Source organism: Mesorhizobium sp. M0968, from assembly GCF_040319065.1.
Taxonomy (GTDB): Bacteria; Pseudomonadota; Alphaproteobacteria; order Rhizobiales; family Rhizobiaceae; genus Mesorhizobium.
In genome coordinates this window covers 136,412-161,902 of sequence record NZ_JAMYNL010000007.1, presented here as the reverse complement: position 1 = coordinate 161,902, position 25,491 = coordinate 136,412, and the positions used below count along the sequence as shown (strand labels likewise).

The 25,491-nt window shown below is 62.9% G+C and carries 27 protein-coding genes; 11 read left to right on the top strand and 16 right to left on the bottom strand.

Going from position 1 to position 25,491, the window contains the following annotated elements; all coding sequences use genetic code 11:
• Positions 1-71 precede the first annotated feature (71 nt).
• Positions 72-647, top strand: coding sequence for a dihydrofolate reductase family protein (locus NKH67_RS15255; RefSeq protein WP_352501258.1), 576 nt, complete (start codon positions 72-74; stop codon positions 645-647).
• A 64-nt stretch (positions 648-711) separates the two neighbouring features.
• On the opposite strand, the gene NKH67_RS15250 is transcribed toward NKH67_RS15255, so the two are convergent.
• From NKH67_RS15250 to NKH67_RS15225, 6 genes are all read right to left on the bottom strand, one after another.
• The gene (locus tag NKH67_RS15250) at positions 712-1,512 is read right to left on the bottom strand and encodes a class I SAM-dependent methyltransferase (RefSeq protein ID WP_352501257.1); all 801 of its coding nucleotides are present in this window, start codon (positions 1,510-1,512) and stop codon (positions 712-714) included.
• Between the two features lie 158 nt (positions 1,513-1,670).
• A complete protein-coding gene (locus NKH67_RS15245; RefSeq protein ID WP_352501256.1) occupies positions 1,671-2,588 on the bottom strand; it encodes a DUF930 domain-containing protein in 918 nt (305 codons plus the stop codon).
• A gap of 183 nt (positions 2,589-2,771) precedes the next feature.
• The gene (locus NKH67_RS15240) at positions 2,772-3,521 is read right to left on the bottom strand and encodes a glucose 1-dehydrogenase (RefSeq protein WP_352489988.1); all 750 of its coding nucleotides are present in this window, start codon (positions 3,519-3,521) and stop codon (positions 2,772-2,774) included.
• Between the two features lie 47 nt (positions 3,522-3,568).
• On the bottom strand, positions 3,569-4,573 hold the full coding sequence (locus tag NKH67_RS15235) for a sugar-binding protein (RefSeq protein WP_352489989.1): 1,005 nt from the start codon (positions 4,571-4,573) through the stop codon (positions 3,569-3,571).
• Between the two features lie 53 nt (positions 4,574-4,626).
• Positions 4,627-5,688: an ABC transporter permease gene (locus NKH67_RS15230; RefSeq protein WP_352501255.1), complete on the bottom strand. Its 1,062-nt coding sequence runs from the start codon at positions 5,686-5,688 to the stop codon at positions 4,627-4,629.
• 55 nt (positions 5,689-5,743) lie between these two features.
• Positions 5,744-6,484 carry an ATP-binding cassette domain-containing protein gene (locus tag NKH67_RS15225; protein WP_254819718.1) on the bottom strand — a complete coding sequence of 247 codons (741 nt, stop codon included), beginning with the start codon at positions 6,482-6,484 and terminating at the stop codon, positions 5,744-5,746.
• 470 nt (positions 6,485-6,954) lie between these two features.
• Here NKH67_RS15225 and NKH67_RS15220 point away from each other — a divergent pair, with 470 nt between their 5' ends.
• The 3 genes from NKH67_RS15220 to NKH67_RS15210 all read left to right on the top strand — a co-directional run bounded on the left by NKH67_RS15220 (position 6,955) and on the right by NKH67_RS15210 (position 10,654).
• Complete coding sequence (locus NKH67_RS15220; protein WP_352501254.1) at positions 6,955-8,388, top strand: coiled-coil domain-containing protein; 1,434 nt, start codon at positions 6,955-6,957, stop codon at positions 8,386-8,388.
• A 127-nt stretch (positions 8,389-8,515) separates the two neighbouring features.
• Positions 8,516-10,078, top strand: coding sequence for a serine hydrolase (locus tag NKH67_RS15215; RefSeq protein WP_352501253.1), 1,563 nt, complete (start codon positions 8,516-8,518; stop codon positions 10,076-10,078).
• A gap of 255 nt (positions 10,079-10,333) precedes the next feature.
• Complete coding sequence (locus NKH67_RS15210; RefSeq protein WP_352501252.1) at positions 10,334-10,654, top strand: hypothetical protein; 321 nt, start codon at positions 10,334-10,336, stop codon at positions 10,652-10,654.
• A gap of 47 nt (positions 10,655-10,701) precedes the next feature.
• On the opposite strand, the gene NKH67_RS15205 is transcribed toward NKH67_RS15210, so the two are convergent.
• Complete coding sequence (locus NKH67_RS15205; protein WP_352501251.1) at positions 10,702-11,643, bottom strand: hypothetical protein; 942 nt, start codon at positions 11,641-11,643, stop codon at positions 10,702-10,704.
• Positions 11,644-11,908: 265 nt separating this feature from the next.
• On the opposite strand from NKH67_RS15205, the gene NKH67_RS15200 reads away from it, so the two are divergent.
• Complete coding sequence (locus tag NKH67_RS15200; RefSeq protein ID WP_352451439.1) at positions 11,909-12,349, top strand: lipid-binding SYLF domain-containing protein; 441 nt, start codon at positions 11,909-11,911, stop codon at positions 12,347-12,349.
• An 18-nt stretch (positions 12,350-12,367) separates the two neighbouring features.
• Here NKH67_RS15200 and NKH67_RS15195 read toward each other — a convergent pair whose 3' ends face one another.
• Positions 12,368-13,000 carry a TetR/AcrR family transcriptional regulator gene (locus NKH67_RS15195; RefSeq protein WP_352501250.1) on the bottom strand — a complete coding sequence of 211 codons (633 nt, stop codon included), beginning with the start codon at positions 12,998-13,000 and terminating at the stop codon, positions 12,368-12,370.
• A 717-nt stretch (positions 13,001-13,717) separates the two neighbouring features.
• Here NKH67_RS15195 and NKH67_RS15190 point away from each other — a divergent pair.
• From NKH67_RS15190 to NKH67_RS15180, 3 genes are read left to right on the top strand one after another with little or no spacing between them, the layout of a single operon-like run.
• Complete coding sequence (locus NKH67_RS15190) at positions 13,718-14,203, top strand: (2Fe-2S)-binding protein (RefSeq protein WP_352489999.1); 486 nt, start codon at positions 13,718-13,720, stop codon at positions 14,201-14,203.
• Complete coding sequence (locus NKH67_RS15185) at positions 14,200-15,183, top strand: FAD binding domain-containing protein (protein ID WP_352501249.1); 984 nt, start codon at positions 14,200-14,202, stop codon at positions 15,181-15,183. Before NKH67_RS15190 ends, NKH67_RS15185 begins: the two co-directional genes overlap by 4 nt.
• Positions 15,180-17,501, top strand: coding sequence for a xanthine dehydrogenase family protein molybdopterin-binding subunit (locus tag NKH67_RS15180; RefSeq protein WP_352501248.1), 2,322 nt, complete (start codon positions 15,180-15,182; stop codon positions 17,499-17,501). Before NKH67_RS15185 ends, NKH67_RS15180 begins: the two co-directional genes overlap by 4 nt.
• A 109-nt stretch (positions 17,502-17,610) precedes the next feature.
• Here the strand turns inward: NKH67_RS15180 and NKH67_RS15175 are convergent, their stop codons facing one another.
• The gene (locus NKH67_RS15175; RefSeq protein ID WP_352501247.1) at positions 17,611-18,621 is read right to left on the bottom strand and encodes a zinc-dependent alcohol dehydrogenase family protein; all 1,011 of its coding nucleotides are present in this window, start codon (positions 18,619-18,621) and stop codon (positions 17,611-17,613) included.
• A 105-nt stretch (positions 18,622-18,726) separates the two neighbouring features.
• On the opposite strand from NKH67_RS15175, the gene NKH67_RS15170 reads away from it, so the two are divergent.
• Positions 18,727-19,656: a LysR family transcriptional regulator gene (locus tag NKH67_RS15170; protein ID WP_352501246.1), complete on the top strand. Its 930-nt coding sequence runs from the start codon at positions 18,727-18,729 to the stop codon at positions 19,654-19,656.
• A 38-nt stretch (positions 19,657-19,694) separates the two neighbouring features.
• Here NKH67_RS15170 and NKH67_RS15165 read toward each other — a convergent pair whose 3' ends face one another.
• The 6 genes from NKH67_RS15165 to NKH67_RS15140 form a co-directional block, all read right to left on the bottom strand.
• Positions 19,695-20,465 (bottom strand): slipin family protein, encoded by a 771-nt coding sequence (locus NKH67_RS15165; RefSeq protein WP_023680344.1) that lies wholly within the window; start codon positions 20,463-20,465, stop codon positions 19,695-19,697.
• A complete protein-coding gene (locus tag NKH67_RS15160; RefSeq protein WP_352451433.1) occupies positions 20,462-21,853 on the bottom strand; it encodes an NfeD family protein in 1,392 nt (463 codons plus the stop codon). Before NKH67_RS15160 ends, NKH67_RS15165 begins: the two co-directional genes overlap by 4 nt.
• A gap of 289 nt (positions 21,854-22,142) precedes the next feature.
• Positions 22,143-22,424, bottom strand: a complete 282-nt coding sequence (locus NKH67_RS15155) for a hypothetical protein (protein ID WP_352501245.1) — start codon at positions 22,422-22,424, stop codon at positions 22,143-22,145.
• A gap of 76 nt (positions 22,425-22,500) precedes the next feature.
• The gene (locus NKH67_RS15150; protein WP_352614377.1) at positions 22,501-23,091 is read right to left on the bottom strand and encodes an RES family NAD+ phosphorylase; all 591 of its coding nucleotides are present in this window, start codon (positions 23,089-23,091) and stop codon (positions 22,501-22,503) included.
• Entirely contained in the window at positions 23,092-23,439 is a 348-nt protein-coding gene (locus NKH67_RS15145) for an antitoxin Xre/MbcA/ParS toxin-binding domain-containing protein (RefSeq protein ID WP_023680350.1), read from the bottom strand. It lies immediately after the preceding gene.
• 145 nt (positions 23,440-23,584) lie between these two features.
• Positions 23,585-23,752 carry a hypothetical protein gene (locus NKH67_RS15140; protein ID WP_502893752.1) on the bottom strand — a complete coding sequence of 56 codons (168 nt, stop codon included), beginning with the start codon at positions 23,750-23,752 and terminating at the stop codon, positions 23,585-23,587.
• Between the two features lie 167 nt (positions 23,753-23,919).
• Here NKH67_RS15140 and NKH67_RS15135 point away from each other — a divergent pair, with 167 nt between their 5' ends.
• On the top strand, positions 23,920-24,429 hold the full coding sequence (locus NKH67_RS15135; RefSeq protein WP_352501243.1) for a hypothetical protein: 510 nt from the start codon (positions 23,920-23,922) through the stop codon (positions 24,427-24,429).
• Positions 24,419-24,628, top strand: a complete 210-nt coding sequence (locus tag NKH67_RS15130; RefSeq protein WP_352501242.1) for a hypothetical protein — start codon at positions 24,419-24,421, stop codon at positions 24,626-24,628. Before NKH67_RS15135 ends, NKH67_RS15130 begins: the two co-directional genes overlap by 11 nt.
• Positions 24,629-24,650: 22 nt before the next feature.
• Here NKH67_RS15130 and NKH67_RS15125 read toward each other — a convergent pair whose 3' ends face one another.
• The gene (locus NKH67_RS15125; RefSeq protein ID WP_352501241.1) at positions 24,651-25,415 is read right to left on the bottom strand and encodes a pseudouridine synthase; all 765 of its coding nucleotides are present in this window, start codon (positions 25,413-25,415) and stop codon (positions 24,651-24,653) included.
• Positions 25,416-25,491: the final 76 nt, after the last annotated feature.

Genomic DNA, 25,491 nt, shown 5'->3' with positions numbered 1-25,491 from the left:
CCGCCAGCAACACGAAGCAACGCTGAACCGATGAAACGTGCTTGCATCCCGCAAGCCTGATGGAGGAAGTCATGCGCAAATTGATCGCTGGAATGAAGATTTCCGTCGATGGCAAGATGGAGGGGCCCGAGGGTTACGCCGATTGGGTCGACGCGTGGTCGGACGAATACGGCCTGACGCCGCAAATCGATGCCTGCCTGCTTGGCAGCGTCATGTATGCCGGCTACGAGCGCTACTGGAGCGCCATCCAGAACGAGCCCGACAAGCCGCTGCCGATGACCGGCAAATTGCCGAAGCCGGCCGAGCTAGAATGGGCCCGCTTCGCCGCGCAGACGCCGCATTATGTGCTGTCGAACACAATGACTTCGGCGGCCTGGCCAAAGACGCGCTTCGTGCGGAATTTCGAGGATATCGCTGCGCTGAAACAGCAGCCCGGCAAGGACATCTACCTTATGGGCGGCGCCCGAATTACCGCGAGCCTTATCGATGCCGGGCTGGTCGATGAACTCAGGCTGATCGTCTATCCGCTGCTCGCCGGTGACGGAAAGGCGCTGTTTGGGACGGCGAAAAATCGTCGTGGGCTCGAACTGCGCAAGGTCGAACAGCTTTCGGACGGCCGCGTCGGGCTGGTCTATGGGATCGGCTAAAGCGCGTCGCGTTCGATCGGCCTCATGCGACGCGCTTTTTTCGCGGCATGCATTAGCGCCAAGGTCAGGCAACGACGCCGCGGCAGGCCCAGGCGACATTGGCAAAGGACCTCGGGCCATCGGGCCGGCCGGCCTCGTAGGCGTCGCGCATGGCGGCGTCGGTGCGCGCCCGCTCTTCCGGGTCGAGCGCGGCCACATACTTGCCGAGCGGCCCTTCGCCGGCGGCAATCGGCGCCCAGTAATCATCGAAGTTTTGGTAGTCCATGCGGATCATCAACTGGGTTTCCGTAACGTCGCGGAGACCCTGTTCGACAAAGGTCCGTTTCATTTCACCCGGCTGCATCATCGGCTGCGTGCAATAGCGGGCACGCAGCTGGCGTCCGCCTTCACTGAGCACCGCCACCGTGTCGATCATCATGCGCATCCCCGGCATGCCGCCGAGATGGTCCCATACCGTCGCCGCGACGACGCCGCCCGGCCGCACGACGCGGCGCATCTCGGCGACTGCCTTGCCGGCTTCGGGCACGAAATGGAGCACGAGCAGGGCCAGGGCACGGTCGAACGCGCCGTCCTCAAAGGGCAGGGCGCAGGCATCCGCCTGACGGATTTTTATCCGCGGATCGGTGTTGCGCCGGATTGCCTCCTCGACGAAAACGGCCGAAAAGTCGATCGCCGCGACCTCACCGAGGTCAGCGGCCTTGGCGAGCGCGAAGGTCAGACTGCCGGTGCCGCAACCGACGTCGAGGATCTTTTCGCCGTCCTTGAGGCCCGCGAAACCGATGAACAGCGGCGCGAGCTTTTGGCTCCAGCGGCCCATGAGCTGCTCATAGCCGGCAGCATGGTGAACGTTGAAACTTGAAGTCATCGAACCCTCCCTTAGCATAAGCTAAACCTCGACACAGCGATTGCCAAGGCGGGCGAGCATTCGTCCACCTCGGGGAGCCGTTGGCGAAAGCTAACTTACGGATGCCGGGTTGCTTCGTGGATTGAGGCCCCGCGTCGGCCTCGATTAGCCTCAGCGAGTTATTCGGCCGGCAGCCCGCGACGTTTCAATTCGCTGCGCGGCACCGGATCTCCGACACGGAAGCCGAAGGAAATGACTTTCGTCGCGTCCGGATCGACCTCGCAACGAAAGCTCAGGTCGTACCACTGTCCGTTGACGGGAAAGGGTGCACTGGCGACGTCAAGGACCGTGCCCTCCTTCAACCGATACTTGGGAATGCTATCAAAAAAATAGGGGGGCGAGGCGTGGAGCAACTGCCCGCCGAGTTCCGTGGCGCAGAGCTGCCCGACCCGTTCGCCGCGCGGCAAAGCAGCCATTGCGATTGTCGCTATCGGATCACCGGTTGCTGCTTCCGAGAACAACGTCTTGGCTTGCTGAAGCTTCAAGGGTTTTTGCTCCTTGGCGACGTTCGCTGGCTTGGGCTTAGGCGGCGCGGATGCGCCAGGCGACGGAGCCGAGTCTTTGCCGTCGGCCGCAGTCACGGCAGGTGGCTGCGCAAGATCCTGTTTATTGGGATCTTGCGGCGCTGGCGGTTGTTCCGAACCATCCTCCGCACTGTTGCCGTCCAGAGACTTGCGAGGACCGGCGTCCTTCTCACCGAATTGGAAGACAGGTCTCTGCGCGGTGACCTCACGGCTCGTCGGCGTCTCGACCTTGGCTTCCGGCTGCTTTTCCGGCTTGGGCGGTTCAGCGGGGGACGGAGGTTTGGTTTTTTCCGGCGGTTTAGGCGGCGGCACGATATCAACTGCGATGGGCTGCTCCTTCTGCGGCTGCGGCTGCGGGGGCGACAGCGGCAGTGCGGACAAAAGAAGCGCGGCGGCGAGCAAATGCACGACCGCGGAGGCAGGCAAGGCCCACCCGAATACCCGGCGCTGATCCCGTATGTCGTCTCTCATTGTGACCGGTGTGTGGAATGAAATATTGGCGGCATCAAGCATCGATGCCGCCAGACGTCGAAATAACCTGTTGCGAATCGAAAGTCGGCGGCTGCAATGCGGCGCGGCATCCAATCGTGTGGCGTCGGCGTCCGCGCAGGGGACCGGGCCAGCAGCGCATGCATCAAGTCGTCATTTCAGGCGGCTAGCAGGCACGCCCTGCCGGCACGGTGCCGCCGGTTGAAATCACAGGGAAACCGATAGCCCGCCGTCAACCGCCAGCACGTGCCCGTTGACGTAAGCGGCAGCGTCGGAGGCGAGAAACACCACGGCTCCGCCGAGCTCCTCAGGCTGGGCCCAGCGGCCCGCGGGGGTTCGTGCCTCGACCCATTTGGTGAAGGCCTCGTCGTGCATAAGTGCGGTGTTGAGCTCGGTGGCGAAATAGCCGGGGGCGATGGCGTTGACGGTGATGCCGTGACGGCCCAGCTCAGCGGCAGTGGAGCGTGTCAGCCCGTGCAGGCCCGCCTTTGCCGCCACATAGGCGTGAATGGTGGGGCGGCCAAGGATCGCTGCGACCGATCCGGTGTTTATTATGCGCCCGAACTTGTTGGGCAGCATCAGGCGCACCGCGTCGCGCATCATGCGGAAGCAAGCCGACAGATTGACGGCAACCACATGGTTGAAATCCTCGTCCTGCCATTCGACCAGCGGTTTCCGATGCTGGATGCCGGCGTTGTTGACCAGAATGTCGAGGCGGCCGTGGCGTTCGACGATTCCTTCGAGCGACGCCCTTGAGATCGCCGCGTCGGTGACATCGAACGGCAGGGCTTCTGCACCGATCCTTTCGGCCGCCACGGAAAGGGCGGCCACGTCGCGGGCATTGACGATCACCGTCGCACCGTTTTCAGCAAGTGCCTTGGCCATGGCAAAACCAAGACCACGCGAGGCACCCGTGACCAATGCGACACGGCCCTTGAGCGAGAACAATTCCGGCATTGAGATCCCCTATGAAAAGGGCGGGAGTTTCCTCCCGCCCAAAAGCGCTATTTGGCGACGCAGGTGTCGGCTGTCTCCGGAGTGCAGACATCGAGGCCCGTGTAGGTCGGGTCGGCCGGCGGAGCCTTGCCCTCCTTCATGTCCTTCAGCGCCATCATCGTCTTGTAGCCCATCTCGAACGGCCGCTGACCGACCTGGCCAAGGGAGAAACCTTCCTTCATCTGGTCGATCTGTACCGGAAGCGTGTCGGCAACGACAAGGGCCAGGGCTTTCGAGGCGATCTTGTCCTTGTACGGTGCGACCGCGGCGCGGTTGGCGTCGGGAATGAACTGCGGGAAGCCACCGGTTGGGACGAATGCGTCGAGGTTCGGGTTTTTCGCCATGATATCCTCGAACTGTTGCACCGAAAGCGGGAAATCATCGTTGGTGTAGAGCGGACAGCCTTCGATTTCGGTCCAGCCGTTCTGGCCCGTCAGCCGATCCCCGGGCGAGGCCGCCGATTTGGTGCCCGAAAGCGTATCGCGAATGCCCTGCATGCGCTCGTTGTGGTTGGCCGCCGCGGCGCCGCCGGACTGGATGCAGATCGTGCCGCCTTTGGGCTTGATCTGCATGACAAGCTTGGCGAGGTTCTCGCCGATCTCATAATTGTGCGTGCCGATATAGGCAACGCGCAGATCCTTGTTTTCGGGCAGGAGATCGGAGTCCCAGGTGAGGACCGGGATGCCGGCTTCCTTGGCGGCCTGCAGCGCAACCGCCATCGCGGCGGCGTTCGATGGCGACACGGCGATGCCGTCCACCTTCTTGGCCACGAGATCCTGCACGATCTGCACCTGCTCGTCGCCACCACCATGCTCGCCGGGGCCGATATACATGCACTCCACGGCGCCATTGGATTCGGCCTCGGCTTTCTTGCAGCCGTCGCGTGCCTGGTCGAAGAAAGGATTGTTCATGTTCTTCGGCACCAGGGCGAAGGTGTATTTCGCCTGGGCGCCGGAAACGGCAAGCACCATTGCGCCAAGCGCGACGGCGGCCGTCAGCAAATGTTTTTTCATGTGACGTTCTCCTCCTTGGTGTGATGTCCCGCAAGCCTCCCGCCGGCGGGTTTCTAGCGGCGTTTTTTGGGCATCAAGACTGCCAGCGACGCGGCGAGAATCGATTTGCCGCCCGTTTGCATGCCCAAGAGAACCGCAAGAACGATGAAGGCGCCGACGAAGGCACCCTGCCAGTTTGAATCGATGCCGGCCATCAGCAGCGCATTCCTGATCACCTCGAGGAAGGCCGAACCGATGATCGCACCGAAGGCCGTGCCGGCGCCGCCCATGAGGCTGGCGCCGCCAATGACTGTCGCGGCGATAACGCGCAGTTCGTAGCCCTGGCCCATGGCATTTATAGCCGAACCGTTATAGCCGAGGAGCAGGAGCGAGGCGAGCGCGGCGGTGAAAGCCGAGAAGACATAGGCCTCGAATTTAATCCAGTTGACCGGAACGCCGGTGAGCCGTGCCGCCTCCTCATTGCCGCCGATGGCGAAGAGATGCCGGGCCCAGGCTGTGAAGTTGAATACGAAGCCGACAATCAGGGCCAGGATCACCATGGTCCAGAACTGTGACGACAGTTCTGGTATCCAATGCGGTGCCCAGTCGTTCGGACCATGCCGCGGCCATTTCCACTGACCGATTGCCTTCACGATCGGAGCATCGGGCCCGAACTGGTAGAGCATCTGGTTGGCCGAGAATACGACCGCCAGCGAGCGCGCGACGGACAGCATGCCGAGGGTGACCACAAAGGACGGCATCCCGACATAGGCGACAAAGACTCCGTTGACCGCGCCACAGGCCAGACCGGAGAAAAGGCCCATGGCGAAGGCGACGTACCAGGGATAATGCCAGGTGAGGAACAGGCCGGCGACGATGACCACGAGACCCATGACGGAGCCGACCGACAGATCGATACCGCCGGTGATGATGACGATCGTCATGCCAAGTGCCATGATGCCGAAAGGTGCGAAATTGCGCGTCACATTGGCGACGTTTTCAGAGGTGCCGAAGCTCGGCTCCATCGCAGTCATCAACATGACGAGCGCGATGAGCGCGATCATCACCCAGAAGGGCTGACTTGAAATCACACGTTGGAGAACTGTTTTTTCCTTGGTCGGGACGAAATCCGACATGGCCGGCCTGCCATGTTCTTCGACTGAGCCCTGAACGCCAACTGACTCCTGAACACTATTCGCCACGGATGGCCCCCGTTATCAGTCCGGTGATTTCCTCGGGCGATGTTTTGTCGGCTGGCTTGTCGGCAACTTTCGAGCCCCGCCTGAGGACGATAATGCGATCTGCCACGGCGAACACGTCAGGCATTCGGTGACTGATCAGCATGACGCCGACTCCTTGTGCTTTGAGGCGTCGGATCAGTTCGAGTACTTCCGCCACCTGGCGCACGGAGATGGCGGCCGTTGGTTCGTCCATCAGCACCAGCTTAGCATTTGAAAGCCGGGTCCGCGCGATGGCGACCGCCTGGCGCTGCCCACCCGACATCTTCCTGACGAGGTCGCGCGGCCGGGTTTCCGATTTGAGTTCCTTGAACAGCGCTGCCGAGCGATCGATCATCGCCTGCTTGTCAAGAATCCTGATCGGCCAGAAGCCTTTCTTGATCTCGCGCCCCAGAAAGACGTTCTGCGCGGCCGTCAAGTTATCGGCGAGCGCCAGGTCCTGATAAACAACTTCGATCCCCTTGGCGCGGGCCTGCACGGGCTGGTGGAAGTGGCACACCTCGCCCTCGACTACAATTTCGCCGTCGCTCGGAGGAAAATTCCCGGCCACCGTCTTGACTATCGTCGACTTGCCGGCGCCGTTGTCCCCCATCAGACCAACGACTTCGCCTCGCTCCACCTGGAAGCTAACGTCGGTCAGGGCCTGGATAGCCCCGAAATTCTTGGAGACGTGGCGAACCTCAAGCACCGGCATCGCGGTCCTCCCGGGACAACATTTTATCGGTCTTGTCCCTAGTCTATGCACAGCAGCTAATCAGCGAAACGTATTCAACACAATCATTTATTAGGTCAGGCATTTATTAGGTCAGGCCTCCCGGCAGTGACACGCGTCGTCTTAGGCCGTGACCTTGTAGCTGCTGCAGAACACCGAGGACTCGGCCGGTCCTTAAGACAATCACCAGGCGATCCTCAGGCTTGCGCCGCTTCATATCCGTTTCGGGTGAAATGAGTAGGCATTTTGCGAGCGGTGCCAACGCCTCGGGTATGGAGCGCGGCAGAACACGGCTTTGCGTCATTCAAACACACGAGGACAGTGGCCAAGCCTGTCCCTAGCGTGCGTCGGCCAGAGCGCACGTCAGGAGATGAACCCGCATTCGGGGGAGGCGAGGGTCAAGTGTTGAAAATCCGCTCCTTGCCGGCGCTGCACGAGAGGGATATTCGGTCATGAATTTCAAAGGTTTGATCAAGCGTGCCGAGACAGTGGAGAGAGCGTTCAAGGAGCTCGAAACCGATTTGGCGGATGCGTTTAGCGAATGTCTCAATGTGGACGATCAGTCGCCGTTGAACGACGTCACTGTGCCGGATGAGACGGTATCGGATGAGAATCTCGCGGCAACGGATGACAGCTCGCAACTCGAAGCCAATGCGGACGCTTTCGAGACCGCACGACGGCTGTCCCCCCATACGCAAACCCGGCTGGCTGCCTTAAATGCGGTCGATGGGCTCTTTCACGACGCGCAGGAGTATCTGGGGGAGATCAATGCGAAACTGTCGGAGATCGCGACCTCGCATCATCTGACGGGCGAATTCCTGAAACTGCTTCACGGCGACATTCTTCGCGCCAACGAATTGGAGCTGGCAAATACCGGCCTGACCGCGCAGCAAAGGGTGCTGTCCGAACAGCTCCACGATGCAACCAGAAAGCAGCGCGAGCGCGACAGCGCTATCGAGGCCCTGCAGCAGCACGAGGCGAGCCTGGTCGAGGACAAGGAAGCACTTCGCGGCGCGCTGGCTGCGGCAAGGCTGGAACTCGTCGTCGCAGGCAATGCGAGCGCAAAACGCGAGGCCGAGTTCGGCGAGCTTGTCAAAACACTCTCGGCCAGAGCCGTCGAGGCCAACAGACGCTCGCGCGAGAACGAGATGCTGCGGGAGAAACATGTCAGCCTGTCGATCGACCTCGACAAGGCGCTGAAACGGGAGGCCGAGGCTCGGCACAGGCTGGACGAACTCTCGACTGTCCATGCCAATGATGCCGCGCAGGTTTCGGAACTGCTGGCCGCGCTTGGCAAGAGCGAGAAAGAGGAGATGCGGCTGCAGAAATCGCTCGATATGGCGCAGGCAAAGCTATCGGAAATAACGGAAGCGGCCCGCCTCAGGGACGGTGACAGGGAAGCCGAGCTTGCACGCAGTGTCGCGGAGATGACCGGCTTGCGTTCTGAAATCGAGGACCTTCGATCGCGATTGGAGGCCGCCTCCAACCAGAACAGCGAAGCCGCCAGCGAGATCGCCAGGCTCAAGGCCCAAGCGAGCGACGCGGTGGCGGAAAAGCAAATTGTCGAGAAAAAATTGTCCGCTCTCACGAAGGAGAGCGAAAACGACAAGATGAACCTTTCCGCAATCAGCGCGAATTTTTCGCAGCTTTCCCTGCAGCAGGCATCCGAACAGATACAGTTCGACGTTCAGAGGCAGGAATGCGAGGATCTGCGAGCCGAAGTCGCGTCGCTTCAAGCCCGGGTCAAGGAACTGTTGCCCTATGAGCGGCTCCACAAGGTCACCAACGCCAGACCGCGTGAAGACGGCGTGGTCGAGATCACCGCCGCGGTGGCGGAGAAGGCCCGCGCCAGCAGGCGGCGCCTTCGCCTGCGCGCTGCTTCGTAGCTCAGGCGCGGCTGTCTGAAGGTCGACTGGTGCGGAGCGAACATCCATCGATGGGAGCGATCGTTGGGGCTGGCCTCCCCCGCGTCAGGCTGCGATAGTGCACGCCGGGAGGCGGAGGGGGCTGAGCATGCGGCTGTTCACAAACCGGAATCACCTCCGGTGGAGGATGTTGGCCTTCATCGCAATCATGGTGCTTTTGCCGAAGGCGGCGTCGGCCGACACCATTACACCCGACCGGATCGCCGCGGCCCTTGCGAAGCTCGAATTGCTGGCCGAAGGCGTCGTCGCGGATGGTAGCGTACCTGGTCTCGCCATCGGTGTCGTGCACGGCGACGAGGTGATCTTCCTCAAGGGTTTTGGGCATCGCGAAGCCGGAAAACCGGAGACCGTCGATGTTGACACGGTTTTCCAGATTGCCTCGCTCTCCAAGCCGGTCTCCGCCACCGTCGTGGCGGCGCTGGTCAGCGACGGGATCGCTTCGTGGGATTCCAAGATCGCCGACCTCGATCCGGCTTTCCGGCTCGCTCAGCCCTATCCGACCAGCGAACTCACAGTCCGCGACCTGTTTGCGCACCGCAGCGGGCTTCCCGGCACCGCCGGCGACGACCTCGAGGATATCGGCTATGACCGCGCGGAGATCCTGCGCCGGCTGCGGTTCGTGTCGCCGTCATCGAGCTTTCGTGCGGGCTATTCCTACAGTAATTTCGGACTGACCGAGGGTGCCGTCGCGGCCGCGAAGCCGACGGGTAAATCATGGGAAGAGGTCTCCGAAGAGAAGCTCTACCGTCCGCTTGGAATGGCCTCGACCAGCTCGCGTCATTCGGACTTCATCAAACACGCCAACCGCGCCGAGCTCCACGCCAAAATCGATGGCGCCTGGACCGCGAAGGTCCAGCGCTATCCGGATGCGCAGGCGCCAGCAGGCGGCGTCAGTTCCACCGCACGCGACCTCTCGCAATGGATGCGCCTTGTGCTCGGCAACGGGGTCTATGCCGGCAAGAGACTCATTGCCGCCGATGCGCTGGACCAGACACATATTCCCTTGACGGCTCGCGGCAAGAATCCCGTCTCCGGAGGCGAGGCCTTCTACGGCCTCGGCTGGAATATTGAATTCGGCCGGCACGGGCTGATCTGGGGTCACGCGGGCGCCTTCAGCACCGGCGCACGCAGCCTGGTGATGCTCTTCCCCGAGGAGAAGCTTGGCATCGTCGTCGTCGCCAACGCCTTTCCGACAGGCGTGCCGGAGGGGCTGTCCGACAGCTTCGCCGATCTCGTTTTCGACGGAACGCTGGGGAAGGATAAGGTAAAGGCATGGAATAATATCTATGCGAGCATGTTCGGCCCGGTGATTGCGGCGGCCAAGGCCACCTATGCCGCGCCGCCCTCTCCAGCAAGTCCAGCCGAGCCGGCTAGTGCCTATGCAGGCCGTTACTTCAACGATTTCTTCGGCGATGCTATTGTATCGGGCGAAGGAGACACTCTTGTCCTCAAGGTCGGGCCTGCCGGCGCGCGGTCCTATTCGCTGAAGCATTTCGACCGCGACCTCTTCGTGACCTTCCCCGATGCCGAGATGCCGGACAGGCCCTCGGCCGTCAGCTTTGCCGTCGGCCCCGACGGCAAGGCGTCGGCCATCACCGTCGAATTTCTCGACGACAATCATCTCGGCACGCTGCAACGCGTGGAAGATTAGAGCACTTCCAGGAAAGTCCGGAGCGGCTTTCCGTCCATAATTGCGTAAAAACAGATATTTGGAGCGGGTCAGCGACTATCAAAAGCTGAACCGCTTTAGGTCAAAATTCAATCAGCGGGCTGCCGCCAACAGCCGAGATGGTCAAAAAGCAGTCAAGCTTATTATGGTAGGAATCGCCGATAGCGGATTCGACAAATCATGCAAAGACCGACTAACGAGACCAGTCGGCTTTCGTCCCAAATTGGAGACCAGCAGGTGGCCTGGGTGCAGAATTGGGTCTGGCTAGTTAATTGGAACCCGCTGATCGATGAACTCGGTCACATGGCTGGCGAGGCCCTTGATGTCGGATTGCGTAGGATTCTCGAAGACGAGCTCAAAGAAACCGATACAGATGCATCTCCACAGCGATGGGCATCGTGCCATTTTGATGGTCCCCGACCGATTGCCGCTTTGTTCGGAATTGATCAAGGAACAGACATTTTACTCGTTCGGATCGAGGTGCCAGACAACCTTTCTGTACGCGCCGAGACAACACTTGATCTGATGAAGTCATACGCGTTTGTGGCGCTTGACTGATCGTCCGCAATGGGGTCGAACCTGGTCGTTGAGTGTTTGGCTCGTTCTCAACTCAAAGGCGCCGGGCCGAACTGGAGCAATTTGAAGCAATCGCCACTTCCTGACTTCAACTGCGTCAGGAAGGGTTTCGACCGGTCGAGCCATTCCTGGTGCGATCTGGCATCGGCTTCGATTTCATTGGCCGGTGCAAGCTTGACGAAGCCGCGCCCCGTGCTGAAAAGCCAGCACGCGCGGGCGAGAAACCGCCTGCTGCGCTGGCGCAGGAGGTCGGCATCATAAAAGACGTCGAGCACCTCCTGCTTGATCTTCCGTTCCTTTTCGGGATTGGCGATCGCAACCTCGATCGGCTCGCCGCCGATTGCATCCTGCAGGTCCTTGTAATCCAGGGCGATCTGGGTGGTGGCATATTTGATGTCGCTCTCGTCCCGGACGATGTTGAACCATAGCGTTGGGTTGAGCTCGTTGACGACGAACGATGCTTCGAAATCGCGCGACAGATTGAGAATATCGAACCCCTGGACATCGACGTCGCGCTCGACCAGAAGGATCTGCGAAACCTGCTTGGCGAGCCCCGTTCCCTGGGCGCTGACGGCGGCATTGTTTCCGCCGTGTTCCGGACTGACATAGGCACCGCCATCATCCAGCAGCGCGTCGAATTCGCCGAGGGCCTCCACGACAGCGCTGCCGCGGGCAACACGCGCCGCCAGTTTGGCGAGAACCTGCTGGAGCTCCGTTTCGCGTTTGCGCTGGTCCTGATAATTCTGCTGGAAAAAGAAGATGAACAGGGACACGCCAATCCCGATCAGGATCACGCCCAGCTGCGAAAAGATATTGCGATAATATTCCAGCAGCTTTTCACGATGGCGTACGTCGTCACGCACACTGTGCGCCACGCGAAGATTGACGATCAGCGAAACGACCAGGAGCCCGGCGCCGACCAGGATCAGGCCACCGATCAGCAGGTAGCCATGGCGTGAGTTGAAGTCCATTGCTTTGCCGCGCTCCCGAAACCCCAGACAGCGCAGACTAATACCATTCCGCCTCAACACCTACGATCATCCCCACCATTCGGCCACTGTTCTTACAGCCAGGACTATGCTCGCCATCCGCCTCGTTTCGTGGCGGTCTTCTCGCAGCCGGATTCAGGCCGCGTGCTTGGAACCAATGACGGGCGAGACTGTTCAGCTATGACTTTGATACGACGCCGACGTGCCCGGCCGGCTGGGCATGCGGCGATCTTGAGGAGTTCTCATCATGAAGATTTCGTCCAGATTTCGTTCAGTCGCAGTTGCCGTCATCGCTGCGGCGGCAGTTAGCTTTGCCAGCGTCGCGCATGCCGACAGCGGTACGATCCGCTTCGCCGTCTACAAGGCGGCCTTCTTCATCGGCGGCTCCGGAGGCGAGGGCACACTGACCTTCCATGGTCGCCGATATCCGATCTCGGTCGGCGGCATCTCGGGCGGCCTCGCCTTCGGCGCCTCCAAGACCTATTTCAAAGGTACCGTGCGCCACATACGCCGCGCCCGGGATGTGACGGGGGTGTACGGTGCAGCGGGCGGTGGCGGCGCGCTCGGCAAAGGAGCCCAGGTGATCGTCATGACCAATGACAAGGGTGCCCAACTCGAACTCACGGGCAGGCAGGTAGGCCTGCAAGTCAATGCCGATCTCAGCGGTATGAGCATCTCGCTGAAATAAGGACAGTCACTGCATTCGTTATTCCTTGGATGGGCCGGATTTGGCCGCTCCAAACCGCAACCCATCCATCAGCAGCGACACCAATCGGCGCGAGCGGTCGCGCCAGTCCTTGGTGTCCGGGGCCGAATAGATGCCGCCCAGCGCATGCAGCACGTCGGAGGCATCGACATCGCCGCGGATCGAGCCGTCGGCGACCGCAGCATCGATCAGCCGCCGCAAGGCGAGCGTCACCCTGCCGGAAACGTCGGAGAACAGGGTTGAGTTGGTCGTGAGCAGGATGCGCAGGCTTGTCGACAGCCCGCGCTTGGTGGCGATGTAGTCGACGAAGCGCTGCATCCATTGTTCGAGCGCCATGTCGGGCGGATGATCGCGGGCGAGTTCGTCGGCCGCCTGGCACAGTCCTTCCACTTCGCGCCGATAAACCACCTCGACCAGGTGCTCGCGGGTTGGGAAATGCCGGTAGAGCGTGCCGATGCCGACGCCGGCCTGGCGCGCAATCTCCTCCAGCGAGGCATCGACGCCTTGCGCGGCAAAGGCTTTTGCCGCGACCTCGACCAGAGCATCGCGGTTGCGCTGCGCGTCGGCGCGCAGCGGCTTTGCAATGGCGGCTTCGGTTTTGTCTCCAGAAATGACGGGCGGCTCCGCGGCCAATTTTTTCTCCAGTGCTGATCCGAAGCATACCCGGATAGGCAGGCCCCGTTTCAAGAACGCAGACGCTTCCACCTTCGTTACGTCTCCGGCAAATATAATCGCAAGTAAACATAATCACAGGATCGAATCTGGGCCGGCGTTCCGGCAGGCGAGGCATCTTGCCCGCCTCCGGTGCACGGCCCGTGGATGACGTCCGGTGGATGACGACGGAGGATATTTCCTCGCGGCCGGCACTCGTCATCTGTTCGGCCGATGCCGTGGGGCAAAAATGAGCCCATGTTGAGCACGATCCCCTCAGGATCATTGGACTGTCCTGCCCCTACAGACAGTTCAGAGAGCACCACCGGCTTGGGCCGGTGGTGCTTTTTTGTCTCCAGACATGACGGCCGGCTGCCCTGCCAATTTCCTCCAATTTTGATCATTTTCGATCCGGGGCTTGAACAGGGCGGAGCAGGCCCTTAGGTAACAAACGGAGGCGCCTCCGATTGTGGAGCGCCTTTCTCATGTAATCACGGGATCGGGTATGTCACGTCTTTCGACCTCCCAAGCCGCAGCCCTCCCGGAGCTCGCGCCAAGTCGAACCGACCCCCTCTGCCCTGCCGGGCACTTCCCCCAAGGGGAAGATAGCCTTCACCTAGCCATAAGCTGACCTTGCCGCTCGCCGGCCGGGCACCAGATCATCCCCTCCCGCGTCAAGCAACTGGAGCCAGACGCCCCATGACAAGCAAAACCCGAACTCCAATCCAACTTCGAATCAACGGACATCGACATGAGCTGGAGGTCGAACCGCGCGTTACCCTGCTCGACGCCTTGCGCGACCATCTCGGGCTGACCGGCACCAAGAAGGGCTGCGACCAGGGCCAGTGCGGCGCCTGCACCGTTCATATCGACGGCCAGCGCGTGCTGGCCTGCCTGACGCTTGCCACTCAGGCTGAAAGCAGGGACATCACCACCATCGAAGGGCTTGCCGGGGAGGATGGCACGCTGCATGCGGTGCAGGCCGCCTTCCTCGAACAGGATGCCTTCCAGTGCGGCTATTGCACGCCGGGCCAGATCATGTCGGCGGTCGCCTGCATTCGCGAAGGCCATGCCGGCTCGGATGAGGAGATCCGCGAATACATGGCCGGCAATCTCTGCCGCTGCGGCGCCTATCCGCATATCGTCGCCGCCGTGCGCCAGGTGGCCATGGAGGCCGCGTCATGAGGGACTTTTCGTATCTCCGCGCCGGCTCCGTCGATGCAGCCCGTGAGGCAGCAGCACTTCCCGGCGCCATGCTTCTGGCCGGCGGCACGACGCTTGTCGATCTCGCGAAATGCGGCGTTGCGGAACCCGAGACGGTGGTCGACATCACCCATCTCAAGGGACTGGATACGATCGCCGTCGACGGACGGGGCGCCACGATCGGGGCGCTGGCCAGGATGAGCCGCGTCGCCGATCACGCCGATATCAAAAGCCAATTCCCCGCCGTCTCGGAAGCCTTGTGGCAGGCGGCGTCGGCGCAGCTGCGCAACATGGCGACGATCGGCGGCAATCTGATGCAGCGTACGCGCTGCCCCTATTTCCGCGATCCGGCGAATTTCCCCGCCTGCAACAAGCGCTTGCCCGGCAGCGGCTGCTCGGCGATCGGCGGCGTCACCCGCGGTCATGCCGTGCTCGGCGCCAGCGATGCCTGCATCGCCACCTATCCGGGCGACCTGGCCGTTGCGCTCGTCGCCTTCGACGCGACCGTCCATCTCGGTGACCGCCAGATCGCCGTCGATGATTTTTTCCTGCTGCCGGGCAACACGCCCGACAAGGAACATGCGATCGAGCCCGGCGAGATGATCACCGCGATCGGCATTCCGGCTTCCGCCGCCGCCCGCCGCTCGACCTATCTCAAGGTCCGCGACCGCCAGTCCTATGAATTCGCCGCGGCAAGTGCCGCGGTCGGCATCGAATTCGAGGCTGACGGACGGACGATCCGCGATCTGCGCGTGGCACTTGGCGGCGTCGCCACCAAGCCATGGCGCGCCCTTGCCGTCGAAGAGGCGCTGAAAGGCAAAGTGCTCGAGCCGGAGGTCGTCAGGCAAGCCAGCCTGCTCGCCGTCGAGGCCGCCGTCGACCATGGCGCCAACCACTACAAGATCGAACTGGCGCCGCGCGTCGTCGCCCGCGCCATCCTCAAAATGGGAGAAACGGCATGACCGTTCACGAGTTGAGAACAAGACCCGGCGATGCCAAACGCGGCGACGCTTCGGACGGTGCCGTCCTCGCCGACCAGGTCGGCGGCCGGCTGTCGCGCGTCGACGGCCCGGCCAAGATCACCGGTGCCGCCAAATACGCCGTCGAGCAGCAGCTCGAGGGGCTCACCCATGCGGTGCTGGTCGAGAGCACCATTGCCGCCGGCCGGGTGCGTTCGATCGACACGGCCGCGGCCAAGGCGTCGCCCGGCGTGCTGCTGGTGCTGACGCCCGACAATATCCTGCCGCTGAGAACCGCAACGGACTGGCTGGGCACGCCGCCGCCGGATGTCGCCTATTGCCCGCTGGCGCGCGACATCACCTTCAGCGGCCAGCATGTCGCGGCGGTGGTGGCCGAGAGTTTCGAGCAGGCGGTCGCCGCCGCGGCGCTGGTCAAGATCGCCTATGACGAGGCGCCGGCGATCGTCGACCTCAGCGATCCAAAGGCCGGCGACGGCATCCCCGTCGATGCGATGACCAAGGAATGGGACGAAGCGGAGACAGCGTTCGCCTCGGCTCCGGTCAGGATCTGCAACGCCTACAACACGCCGCGCGAATACCAGGCGCCGATGGAGCCGCATGGCCTGATCGCAAAGTGGCAGGGCGACCAGTTGACGGTCTGGGAGCCGAGCCAATGGCTCGACGGCATGGCGCGGACCTATGCCGAATGGTTCGGCGTGCCGTTCGAGAATGTACGACTGGTCTCGCCCTATATTGGCGGCGGCTTCGGCTCCAAGGCGTTTGCCTATGGCTACGGCGCTGTAGCGGCAGTCGCCGCGAAAATGCTGGGACGGCCGGTGAAGCTGGCGGTCACCAGGCCGCAGACCTTCACCGCCTATGGCGGACGGGCGGCGACGCGCCAGACCGTGGCGCTCGGCGCCAACGCGGAGGGCCAGATCCAGTCGATCGTGCATCGCGGCGTCAACGAGACCTCGGTCGACGGCATGTGGGTCGAGCCGCTCGGCTCGGTCACCTCGGTCATGTACGCGACGCCGAATTTCTCGTCGCGGCAGAACGTCGTGCGGGTCAACACGGTGGTGCCGGGGGCATTGCGCGCGCCGGGCGAGAACCCGAGCGCCTTCGGCATCGAAAGCGCCATCGACGAGCTCGCCTATGAGGTCGGTATCGATCCGCTGGAAATCCGGCTCAGGAATTATGCCGAGCAGGATCCGCATGCGAAGAAGCCGTGGTCGACACGGCAGCTGCGTGAGGCCTTCGCGGCCGGCGCCGAAGCCTTTGGCTGGTCGAAGCGGAACCCCCGGCCGTGTTCGATGCGCGACGGCAACCAGTTGATCGGCTGGGGTGTCGCGGCAGGCACCTACCCGGTACGGCGCGCCTATGGCGAGGCGGTCGTGCGCATTCTCGCCGACGGCTCGGTCGAGGTCGAAAGCTCATCGATCGACATGGGGCAGGGCACCTACACGATCCTGGCGCAGACCGCCGCCGAGGTGGTGGGCGTGCCGGCGGAAAACGTCGTCGTCAAGCTTGGCGATTCCCGCTATGCCCGTGCCGGCGTCACCGGCGGTTCGCGGCTGGCCGGGGTGATGACCGGCGCCGTCCACAAGGCGGCGAGTGCCGCGCTCGACCAGCTGATCGGGCTCGCCATCAGCGATCCGGCTTCGCCGTTCCATGCGCTGCAGGCCAACACGCTCGTCGTCGCCAATGGCCGCATCGCCTCGCCGCGCGGCAACGGCCCTGAGGTTTCGATCGCCGAACTGCTCAGCAGCGTCGGGCGCGAGCATATCGAGGCGAAGGGCGACACCATGCCGGCCAATTCGACGGTCGAGGACCGCTACAAGAACTACACCACCATAGCCATGGCGCTGCCACACACCGAGGGCGACTATTCCCGCCACAGCTGGTGCGCGCATTTCATCGAAGTCCGTGTCGACGAGGACTTTGGCACGGTTCGCGTCTCCCGCGTGGTGTCGGCGCTGGATTCGGGCCGGCTCTACAATCCCAAGCTCGCCGAAAGCCAATGGAAGGGCGGCATCATCATGGGCATCGGCCAGGCGCTGCTCGAGGAGGGCATCGTCGACCGCCGGCATGGGCGCATCGTCAACGACAATTTCGCCGACTATCTCATCGCCACCAATGCCGACATTCCCGACATCGAGGTGATCTCGGTCGGTATTCCCGATCCGCATTCCTCGGTGCTGGGCGGCAAGGGGGTCGGCGAACTGGGCATTGTCGGCGTGGCGCCGGCGATCGCCAACGCGGTATTCCACGCCACCGGGAAAAGGGTGCGGGACCTGCCGATCACGCTGGAGAAGCTGATTTAGGCGGAGGTTGGGACTGTCGGCGCATTGGCGATTGTCAAAAGCCGAGGTGACGACCGATCTCCCCACGAGAGGGGAGATCGGCAGCTTCAACGCTTTGCCTTTTTCAGGCTCACCACGACAGACTGAATGCAAGCTTGCCGAAATGCCGACCGCCGGCTGCCATATGGGCGTAGGCCTCGGTCGCCTGGTGCTGGCTGTAGACCGTGTCGATGACCGGATCGATACGGGCGGCGCCGATGGCCCGCGCCGCGTCGCGCAGGTCGGATACCGAACCGGTGTTGTTGCCCACCACCTTGAGTGCCTTGATGATGATCGGCAGCAGGTTCGTGGTGGCCTCGGCGCCGGTGACGAAGCCGATGGCGAACACCGTGCCGCCGAGCGCCGCGGCATTGATGGAGCGGGCGAAGGTCGCCGCGCCGCCGGTTTCGACGATCAGGTCGGCGCCCAGCCCGTCGGTCAACTCGAGCACCTTGGCGTCCCAGTCCGGCGTCTCACGATAATTTATGAGATGATCCGCACCCAAGGCCTTGGCGCGCGCCAGCTTTTCGTCAGACGACGAGGTGATGATGACCGTGGCGCCGGCTGCCTTGGCCAGTTGCAGGGTCAGGATCGAGACACCGCCGGTACCGAGCAGGACGACGACCGACCCCGGCCCGGCATCGGCGGCGCGAAGCGCATTCCACGCGGTGGTGCCGGCGATCGGCAGCGTCGCTGCCGCTTCGAAGGACAGATGCGCCGGCATCGGCACGACGGCATCGGCCGGCAGCGCGACGTATTCGGCGAGCGAGCCGGGCAGTGTCAGCCCGCGCATCTCTCTGGTCTCGTAAGGCCGCGGACGGCCGCCGATCCAGCGCGGTTTTGCATGGGCGATGACGCGGTCGTTGATGGCGAGCCTCGACACGCCCTCGCCGATGCCGACGATCTCGCCGGCGCCGTCGACGACGGGAATGAGCGGAAAGCTCGGACCTGGATAGTTGCCGCTCGCTATCGCGACATCGACAAAATTGAGGCTTGCGGCGCGCAGGCGGATCAGCACTTCGCCGCGCTGCGGTTCAGGCGTGGGAACGGTGGCCGCGCGAAACGCGTCCAGTCTCGGGGCAGTCAGTTCGATCGCTTTCATGTCTCACTCCGGTTGATGGCCGATTGACGGGCCGGGATTGAGTGAAACTAGCTGCTGCGCTATTGGTATATAATCCTTGTGTTTTACATTTGAGCTCTGCGCCTGATGCAGCAATCGCACGAACCGGCAGCATTGGTCGAAATGGCCGCCTTCGCGGCCATCGCCGAAGCACGCTCCTTCACCAAGGCGGCTGCTCGCATCGGCCGCGACGCGACGATCCTGTCGCGGCGCCTTGCCTCGCTGGAAGAGCGGTTGGGCGTGCGCCTGCTGCACCGGACGACACGAAGCGTGTCGCTGACCGAGGCGGGTTCGGAATTTCTCGTTCGCGTCCGCGCCATCCTGGCTGCGGTCGACGAGGCCGAGGCTGCCGCGTCGGCGCATGCCGGCGGCGGGCCGCGCGGCGTGCTGCGGCTGGCGCTGCCCGGCTCGTTCGGGCGCATGTGGATCGGCCCGCTGCTGCCGCAGTTTCTCGCCGAATTTCCCGATGTCCGTATCGAGGCCGAGTTCTCCAACCGCTTCGTAGATCTCGTCGCCGAGAATTTCGATGTCGCCGTGCGTCTCGGCGCGCTGGAGGATTCGCGGCTGGTGGCGCGCAAGGTCGCTACACGGCGGCGGCTGCTGTGCGCCGCGCCGTCCTACCTCGCCCGCCGGGGCACGCCGACTGAACCTGAAGCACTGCTGGAACACAGTTGCCTGGGCTTCTCAGGCTTCCAGACCTTTCCGGCCTGGGAGATGACCGACAGTTCGGGCCGTCGCGTCAGTATCGAGGTCTCCGGGCCGCTGGTCACCGATGATGCCGAGGTACTGGTCGAAGCCGCCGTGCAAGGCGTCGGACTGATGATGAGCACGGATTGGCTGGTCGGACGCGAGCTCGCCGACGGCCGTCTGGTGCCAGTGCTGGAGGACTGGACGCTTGCCGACGAGGGCGCTGTCTATGTCGTCATGCCTTCGGCCAAGGGGCAAGCCGCCAAGACACGTGCCTTCGCCGACTGGATCGGCAAACGCTTTGCGCCGGTCCCGCCGTGGCGGAGGTGAGGGTGCTGATCTCCCCCTCGAGGGGGGAGATTATGCGCTCAGCCGCCTCCGCCTCCACCACCCTGCTTGATGAAATGACCGAGCAGATCCATCGGCACCGGAAACACGACCGTCGACGAGCGTTCACCGGCGATGTCATGGAGAGCCTCGAAATAGCGTAGCTGCATGGCCTGCGGTGCTTCGGCCAGCATCTTGCCGGCCTCGACGAGCTTTGCCGCCGCCTGCTGTTCGCCGTCGGCATTGATCACTTTCGCACGCCGCAGCCGTTCCGCCTCGGCCTGCTTGGCGATGGCGCGGACCATGTTCTCGTTGAGGTCGACATGCTTGATCTCGACATCGGAGACCTTGATGCCCCAGGCATCGGTGCGCTGGTCGAGAATCTCCTGGATATCGCTGTTGAGCTTGTCACGTTCGGCCAGCATTTCATCGAGCTCATGCTTGCCGAGCACCGAGCGCAACGTGGTCTGTGCCAGCTGGTTGGTGGCGGTCATGAAGTCTTCAACCTGGATCACCGCCCGCTCGGCGTCGACGATACGAAAATACAGCACTGCGTTGACCTTCACCGAGACGTTGTCGCGCGAGATCACGTCCTGCGGCGGGACGTCCTGGACCACCACTCGCAGATCGACCTTCACCATCTGCTGCACGAAGGGGATGAGGATGATAAGGCCGGGGCCCTTGACCCCGGTGAAGCGGCCGAGCGTGAAGACCACGCCGCGCTCATATTCCCGCAGGATGCGAATGGCCGCGGATAGGAACATGACCACGACGAGCGCTGCTGCCAGATAGGCCACATAACCGATGATCATTGCCTTGCTCCATCGCTTCTCACATTGCGGCGCCGTATCGTCAGCACAAGATCCCTGACATCGGCCACCTCGACGCTGTCGCCCACTGCAAGCGGTTCGTCGGCTTTTGCCCGCCAGCGCTCGCCCCGGGCGAGCACGTGGCCCTCGCTGCCCTGCCAGTCGAGGACCTCCGCCGGCAGCCCCTGCATGGCCTGTGCGCCAACACGCGGAACGTTCTTGCGGGCCGCCCACAGATAGCTGCCGGTCAACAGCGCCAGGCCGAGCGTCAGGACGGCGGCGGTGCCGATAACGGCCCACGACATCTCGAAGCCGGGCCCCTCGATCCTGAGCAACATTGCAGCGCCCAGCAGAAACGCAGCCACGCCTCCCAGCCCAAGGACCACAGTCGGGTTCAAGGCTTCGACGACCAGGAAGATGATGCCAAGCAGCATCAAGGCAAGGCCGGCATAGCTGATCGGCAGGAGATTGAGCGCATAGAGTCCGAGCAGAAGGCAAATCGTGCCGATCACGCCGGGCGCGACCGCGCCCGGGCTCGTGAATTCGAAGACGAGGCCATAGACGCCGACCAGCATCAGGATGACGGCGATGTTCGGGTCCGTGATCACGGCGAGAAGCCGGATGAGCCAGCCTGGCTCGAGCGTTTCGACCGGCAGTCCTTTCGTCGCCATTGCCTCTTTTTTGCCGACGATCTCGACTGTCCGGCCGTCGGCCAGTTGAAGCAGTTCGGTGGTGTCGCGGGCGACGAAGTCGATGACATGCTGCTGCAGCGCCGCGCCGGCCGACAGGCTGGCCGCCTCGCGCACGGCCTTTTCTCCCCATTCGGCATTGCGCCCGCGCAATTCAGCCAGGCTGCGGATCAGGGCAACGGCATCGTTCGTCGCCTTGGCGATCATCGCATCGCCCGCGGGTGCGTTCTTCTTGTCCTTGTCCGCCTCCGGGCCATCGTTCTTGCCACCGGGAAACGATGGCAGCGGCCCGCCCATCTCGATCGGCGTTGCCGCGCCCAGATTGGTGCCGGGCGCCATCGCCGCCAGATGGGTGGCGTAGAGGATGTAGGTTCCGGCGCTCGCCGCGTGCCCGCCGGCGGGCGCGACATAGCCGATGACGGGAACCGGCGAGGCGAGAATGCCGGCGATCATCTCGCGCATGCTGGTGACCAGCCCGCCGGGCGTGTCCATCTGCAGGATGAGAGCCTGGGCATTTCGGTCCGCGGCCACCGCCAGTGCTTCCTCGAGCTGCCTGGCACTCGCCGGACCGATGGCGCCGTCTATCTCGACGCGCAACACAATTTTCTCCCGGCCGTCCGCCTCTCCGGTTGCGGAAGAGGGACAAACGGCCGCAACAGCCACGAAAGCCGCGGCAAGCAGGACCGCACGCGCGAGTTTCACGCTCAAAGCTCCACATCTAGGAATATGGGCTGGATTTTGCCGAAATCCATGACGCGGCGCGCGGCGGGTGACGCATCGCACGGTCCTACTGGATGTCGGCCTGCTCAGGCGGCGGCTACGGCACCGTAGAAGCTCCGCCAATCGGGCGCGTTTCGCGTCTATGAAGATCCCGACGACATGCTGCGCCATGTCGACGAAGTCAGCGGCCGCACATGAAGGCGACGGCGGGCTGTCGCCGTCATTCGATCACACCTATGTCTCTTGCGCATTGGAGCCATCTAGCGGGCTTCTATTGCGCGACGTCCTCCTGGGTTGTCTGTTCCTGGATTCGGGCGGGTGCCCCGAGACACTGATCGTAGCCGATGGTGCAATTATTCAGACATTCGTTGCGCCCCTGGATGGATTTGACGCTGTTGTAGTCGATCGGCACAGCCTGGCATTTCTTCTGGCACGCCTGGTCCTTCTCGGCGCAATTCGTGCCGTGGCCCTTAGGGTACTTCTTCGTGGTCGCTTCAGCGTTCAATGGCATGACGGCCAGCAGCGCCAGCAGCGTCGGTATCAGTCGGAGCATACGCATGGATCCTCCCTTGCGCGTTAGACCCTCTACACTTGGAGGCAATGTTAGCGCGCCACTTCCGCTGGCCACATCACCCGTGCGGGGGATGGACGGCAGCGGGGCCGCCGCTAGCCCAGGCAATTTCCCCGTGGTCGGTTCCGATCGTCATCGCTCCGGCCGGCAGCCGATCACAAAACGCGACGACGTTCAGGCAGTCATATCGCGCGCTGGGCACGATCAGACCGTCATAATCGAGGAAATGCGCGGCCTCGCCGATGTCTTGCGACCTCGGATATTCGGCGTGCTTTTCCTGATACGAAAGCTGCCCGTAGCGCGCGGTGTCGAGGCCAAGGGTCTGCAAGGCTGCAAGGTCGAGCAGTCTGAGCGTCCGGTCCAAAGCAAGATCGATCTCGAAGAGATTGTATCTGACGCGCGAAGGGATCACTGGCTGCCCCCGCGTCAGGTGGAATCTCATCTCGCTCAAGGCACCCTCGCGCTCTTGCGAGGTGTAGAGCACGTCGAACGTTCCATCGTCCCAACGGCCGCCGGAGCTCGAGCACTGGATCGGGCTGCGGCCCTGGCGCACCACACGCCAAACCGTCCCGGAGTATTCGACCGGAACCATTTCCTCGATAGCATCGATGAGCCGACTGTCTCGTCTCATCCGCCCGGCGATCGCCAATTACAGAAAGACCTCGTTCTCAAGCCGGTCGATGACTTTGAGCACGTCGAGAGCACGGTCGTCGTGAATGAGATCTATCGCCCTTTCACCGTTCAATTGCGGGTGGCGAGCGTAAAGCCAGGTGCGGATATCGCTTGGCTCGTAGAATTCCTGCAGTCGGCCGACGATATAGTGCAGGTCCGACAGAATGAGCTCGCTGCGCGGCTGGGGCTTGATGTCGCCGGCCTTCCACCTCGAAACCGTGGCCTTGGACACGTCGGTGATGTTTGCAATATCGGTTCCCTTGAGGCCGCCAAACGTACCCAATTCGTCCAGGAACCTGGGGACCGCCCGCAACGCCGTGCTCATGCTTTTCTCTCCGGCTGCCGAGCCACTTCGCGTCGGACCAGCCCTTCAATTGCGCTGTCGCATTTCGGTTTCATAAAAGGAAAATATGAAACAGAAATGTTAATGTCAATCACCCGTTCGGTGCGAAGGCCCTGGAGCCAGCACTTCAGGCCTGAAGTAGCGCCAGCTCTTCCGCGCTCCGATGGCGTGCCTTGCCATTGGCAAGCTCGCCGAGCTGCAATTGGCCGATCGCCACCCGCACCAGGCGCAGCACCTCGATATCGTAGGCGCCAAGCAGCCGGCGGATGTGGCGGTTGCGGCCCTCGTCGAGCACGATCTCCAGCCAGGCGGTTCTGGTGCCGCTTCCACTCGATCGAAAATCAATCGCCTGAATTGCTACAGCGCCCTGGTGTCGCCGGTAATGCCACGGGACAATTTGTTTTGTATAGTCCTTGATGCCACGTGGCCGACGATGGTTCGATGACTTGGGAAGGGAAGATCATGCGAAGCGGATTGGCGAAATTCGTCGTGGCGGGTTGCGTCGCCGCTCAGGTCGTCCTGCAAGCGGCGCAGCCGGCGTTTGCCGCGCCGTGCGGCTGGACGGCGAAACTGGAGGAAGAGGAGGGCGGCAAAGTGCTGATGGCGTCGGTCTGCGGCGGATCGAATGGCGGCGCCCAGCTGACGCTGGCCTGTTTCGGCAAGCCGACGCTGAGCTATGATTTGGGCGACAGCGGTCCGCAACTGGAACCCGGCATCGCTTCGTTCGCGTTCAAGGCCGGCGGCAAGGCGGTGACCAAGACGCTTCAACTCGAAGAAATGTACAACACCTTCACCGTGGAATTGAGCAGCACCGACCCGCTGTTGGCCCTGCTGCGCTCCAAGGGCGAGGTCACGGTCGCCTCGGGCAAATATGGCGAGAACAGCTTTCCGCTTGCCGGCTCATCCGCCGCCATCGGCAAGGTGCTGGCCCAGTGCGGCAAAGCCAAGGCTTCTTCCGACAATGAAGATTGATGAACCCCTCACATTTCGATTTGAATCACGCGAGACGTTGGTCGCGAACATAGAGCGTGATCCTGCTGATCTCGATCCCTGGACAGGGCTTGTCGAACTGGAGGCCGAGGAAAGCAGCCTGGACACCGCGGTGTCAGTTCTCTTGCGGGCAATTGATGCTGTATCCGACAGGGAACAGCTTTGGCGGGCAGCTGCCTGACTGTCGAGTCGCCGCCAGCAGTTCAGGCCTGAAGCAGCGCCTGCTCTTCCGCGCTCAGATGGCGTGCCTTGCCTTTGGCAAGGTCGCCGAGTTGCAGAGATCCGATCGCGATCCGCACCAGGCGCAGCACCTCGATATCATGGGCGGCGAGCAGCCGGCGGATATGGCGGTTGCGGCCCTCGTCGAGCACGATTTCCAGCCAGGCGGTGCTGGTGCCGCCGCGCAGCAGCTCGATCGAGCGGGCTGCCAGCAATTCGCCGTCGACGGTCGCGCCGGCGCGCAACCGCGCCAGCATGGCCTCGTCGGGCAGCGCGCCGATCTGCACGTGATAGGTCTTGGCGACGTGCGAGGCGGGGTCGAGCAGGCGCTGCGCGAAGCGCGTGTCGTTGGTCATCAACAGCAGGCCTTCGCTCGCCTTGTCGAGCCGGCCGACCGGCGAGACGAAAGGCAGGTCGAGGCCTGCCAGGCAGTCGTAGACGGTGCCGCGGTCCTGCGGGTCGTCGCGGGTGGTGACCAGCCCGCGCGGCTTGTTGAGCATCAGATAGACCTTGCGCTCGGCGGCGACGCGGCGGCCGTCGACCTCGATGCGATCGCGGCCTGGATCGACGCGCATCGAGCCGTTGCGCACGATCTTGCCGGCGACCCGCACGCGCCCCTCGGCAACCAGATGCTCGGCCTGCTTGCGCGAGCACAGGCCAAGCTTCGACAGCGCGCGACAGAGGCTGACGCCGGGAGGCTGGGCCCCGGGGGCAGGGCGTTGCCGGGCAATGTTCGGTCGCGGCGACATGATGTTGCCTGTGGATTCTTGTATACGAGCATCCCACTATAGCCGGCCGCCGGCTATGTCCACGGAAGGGAACTGC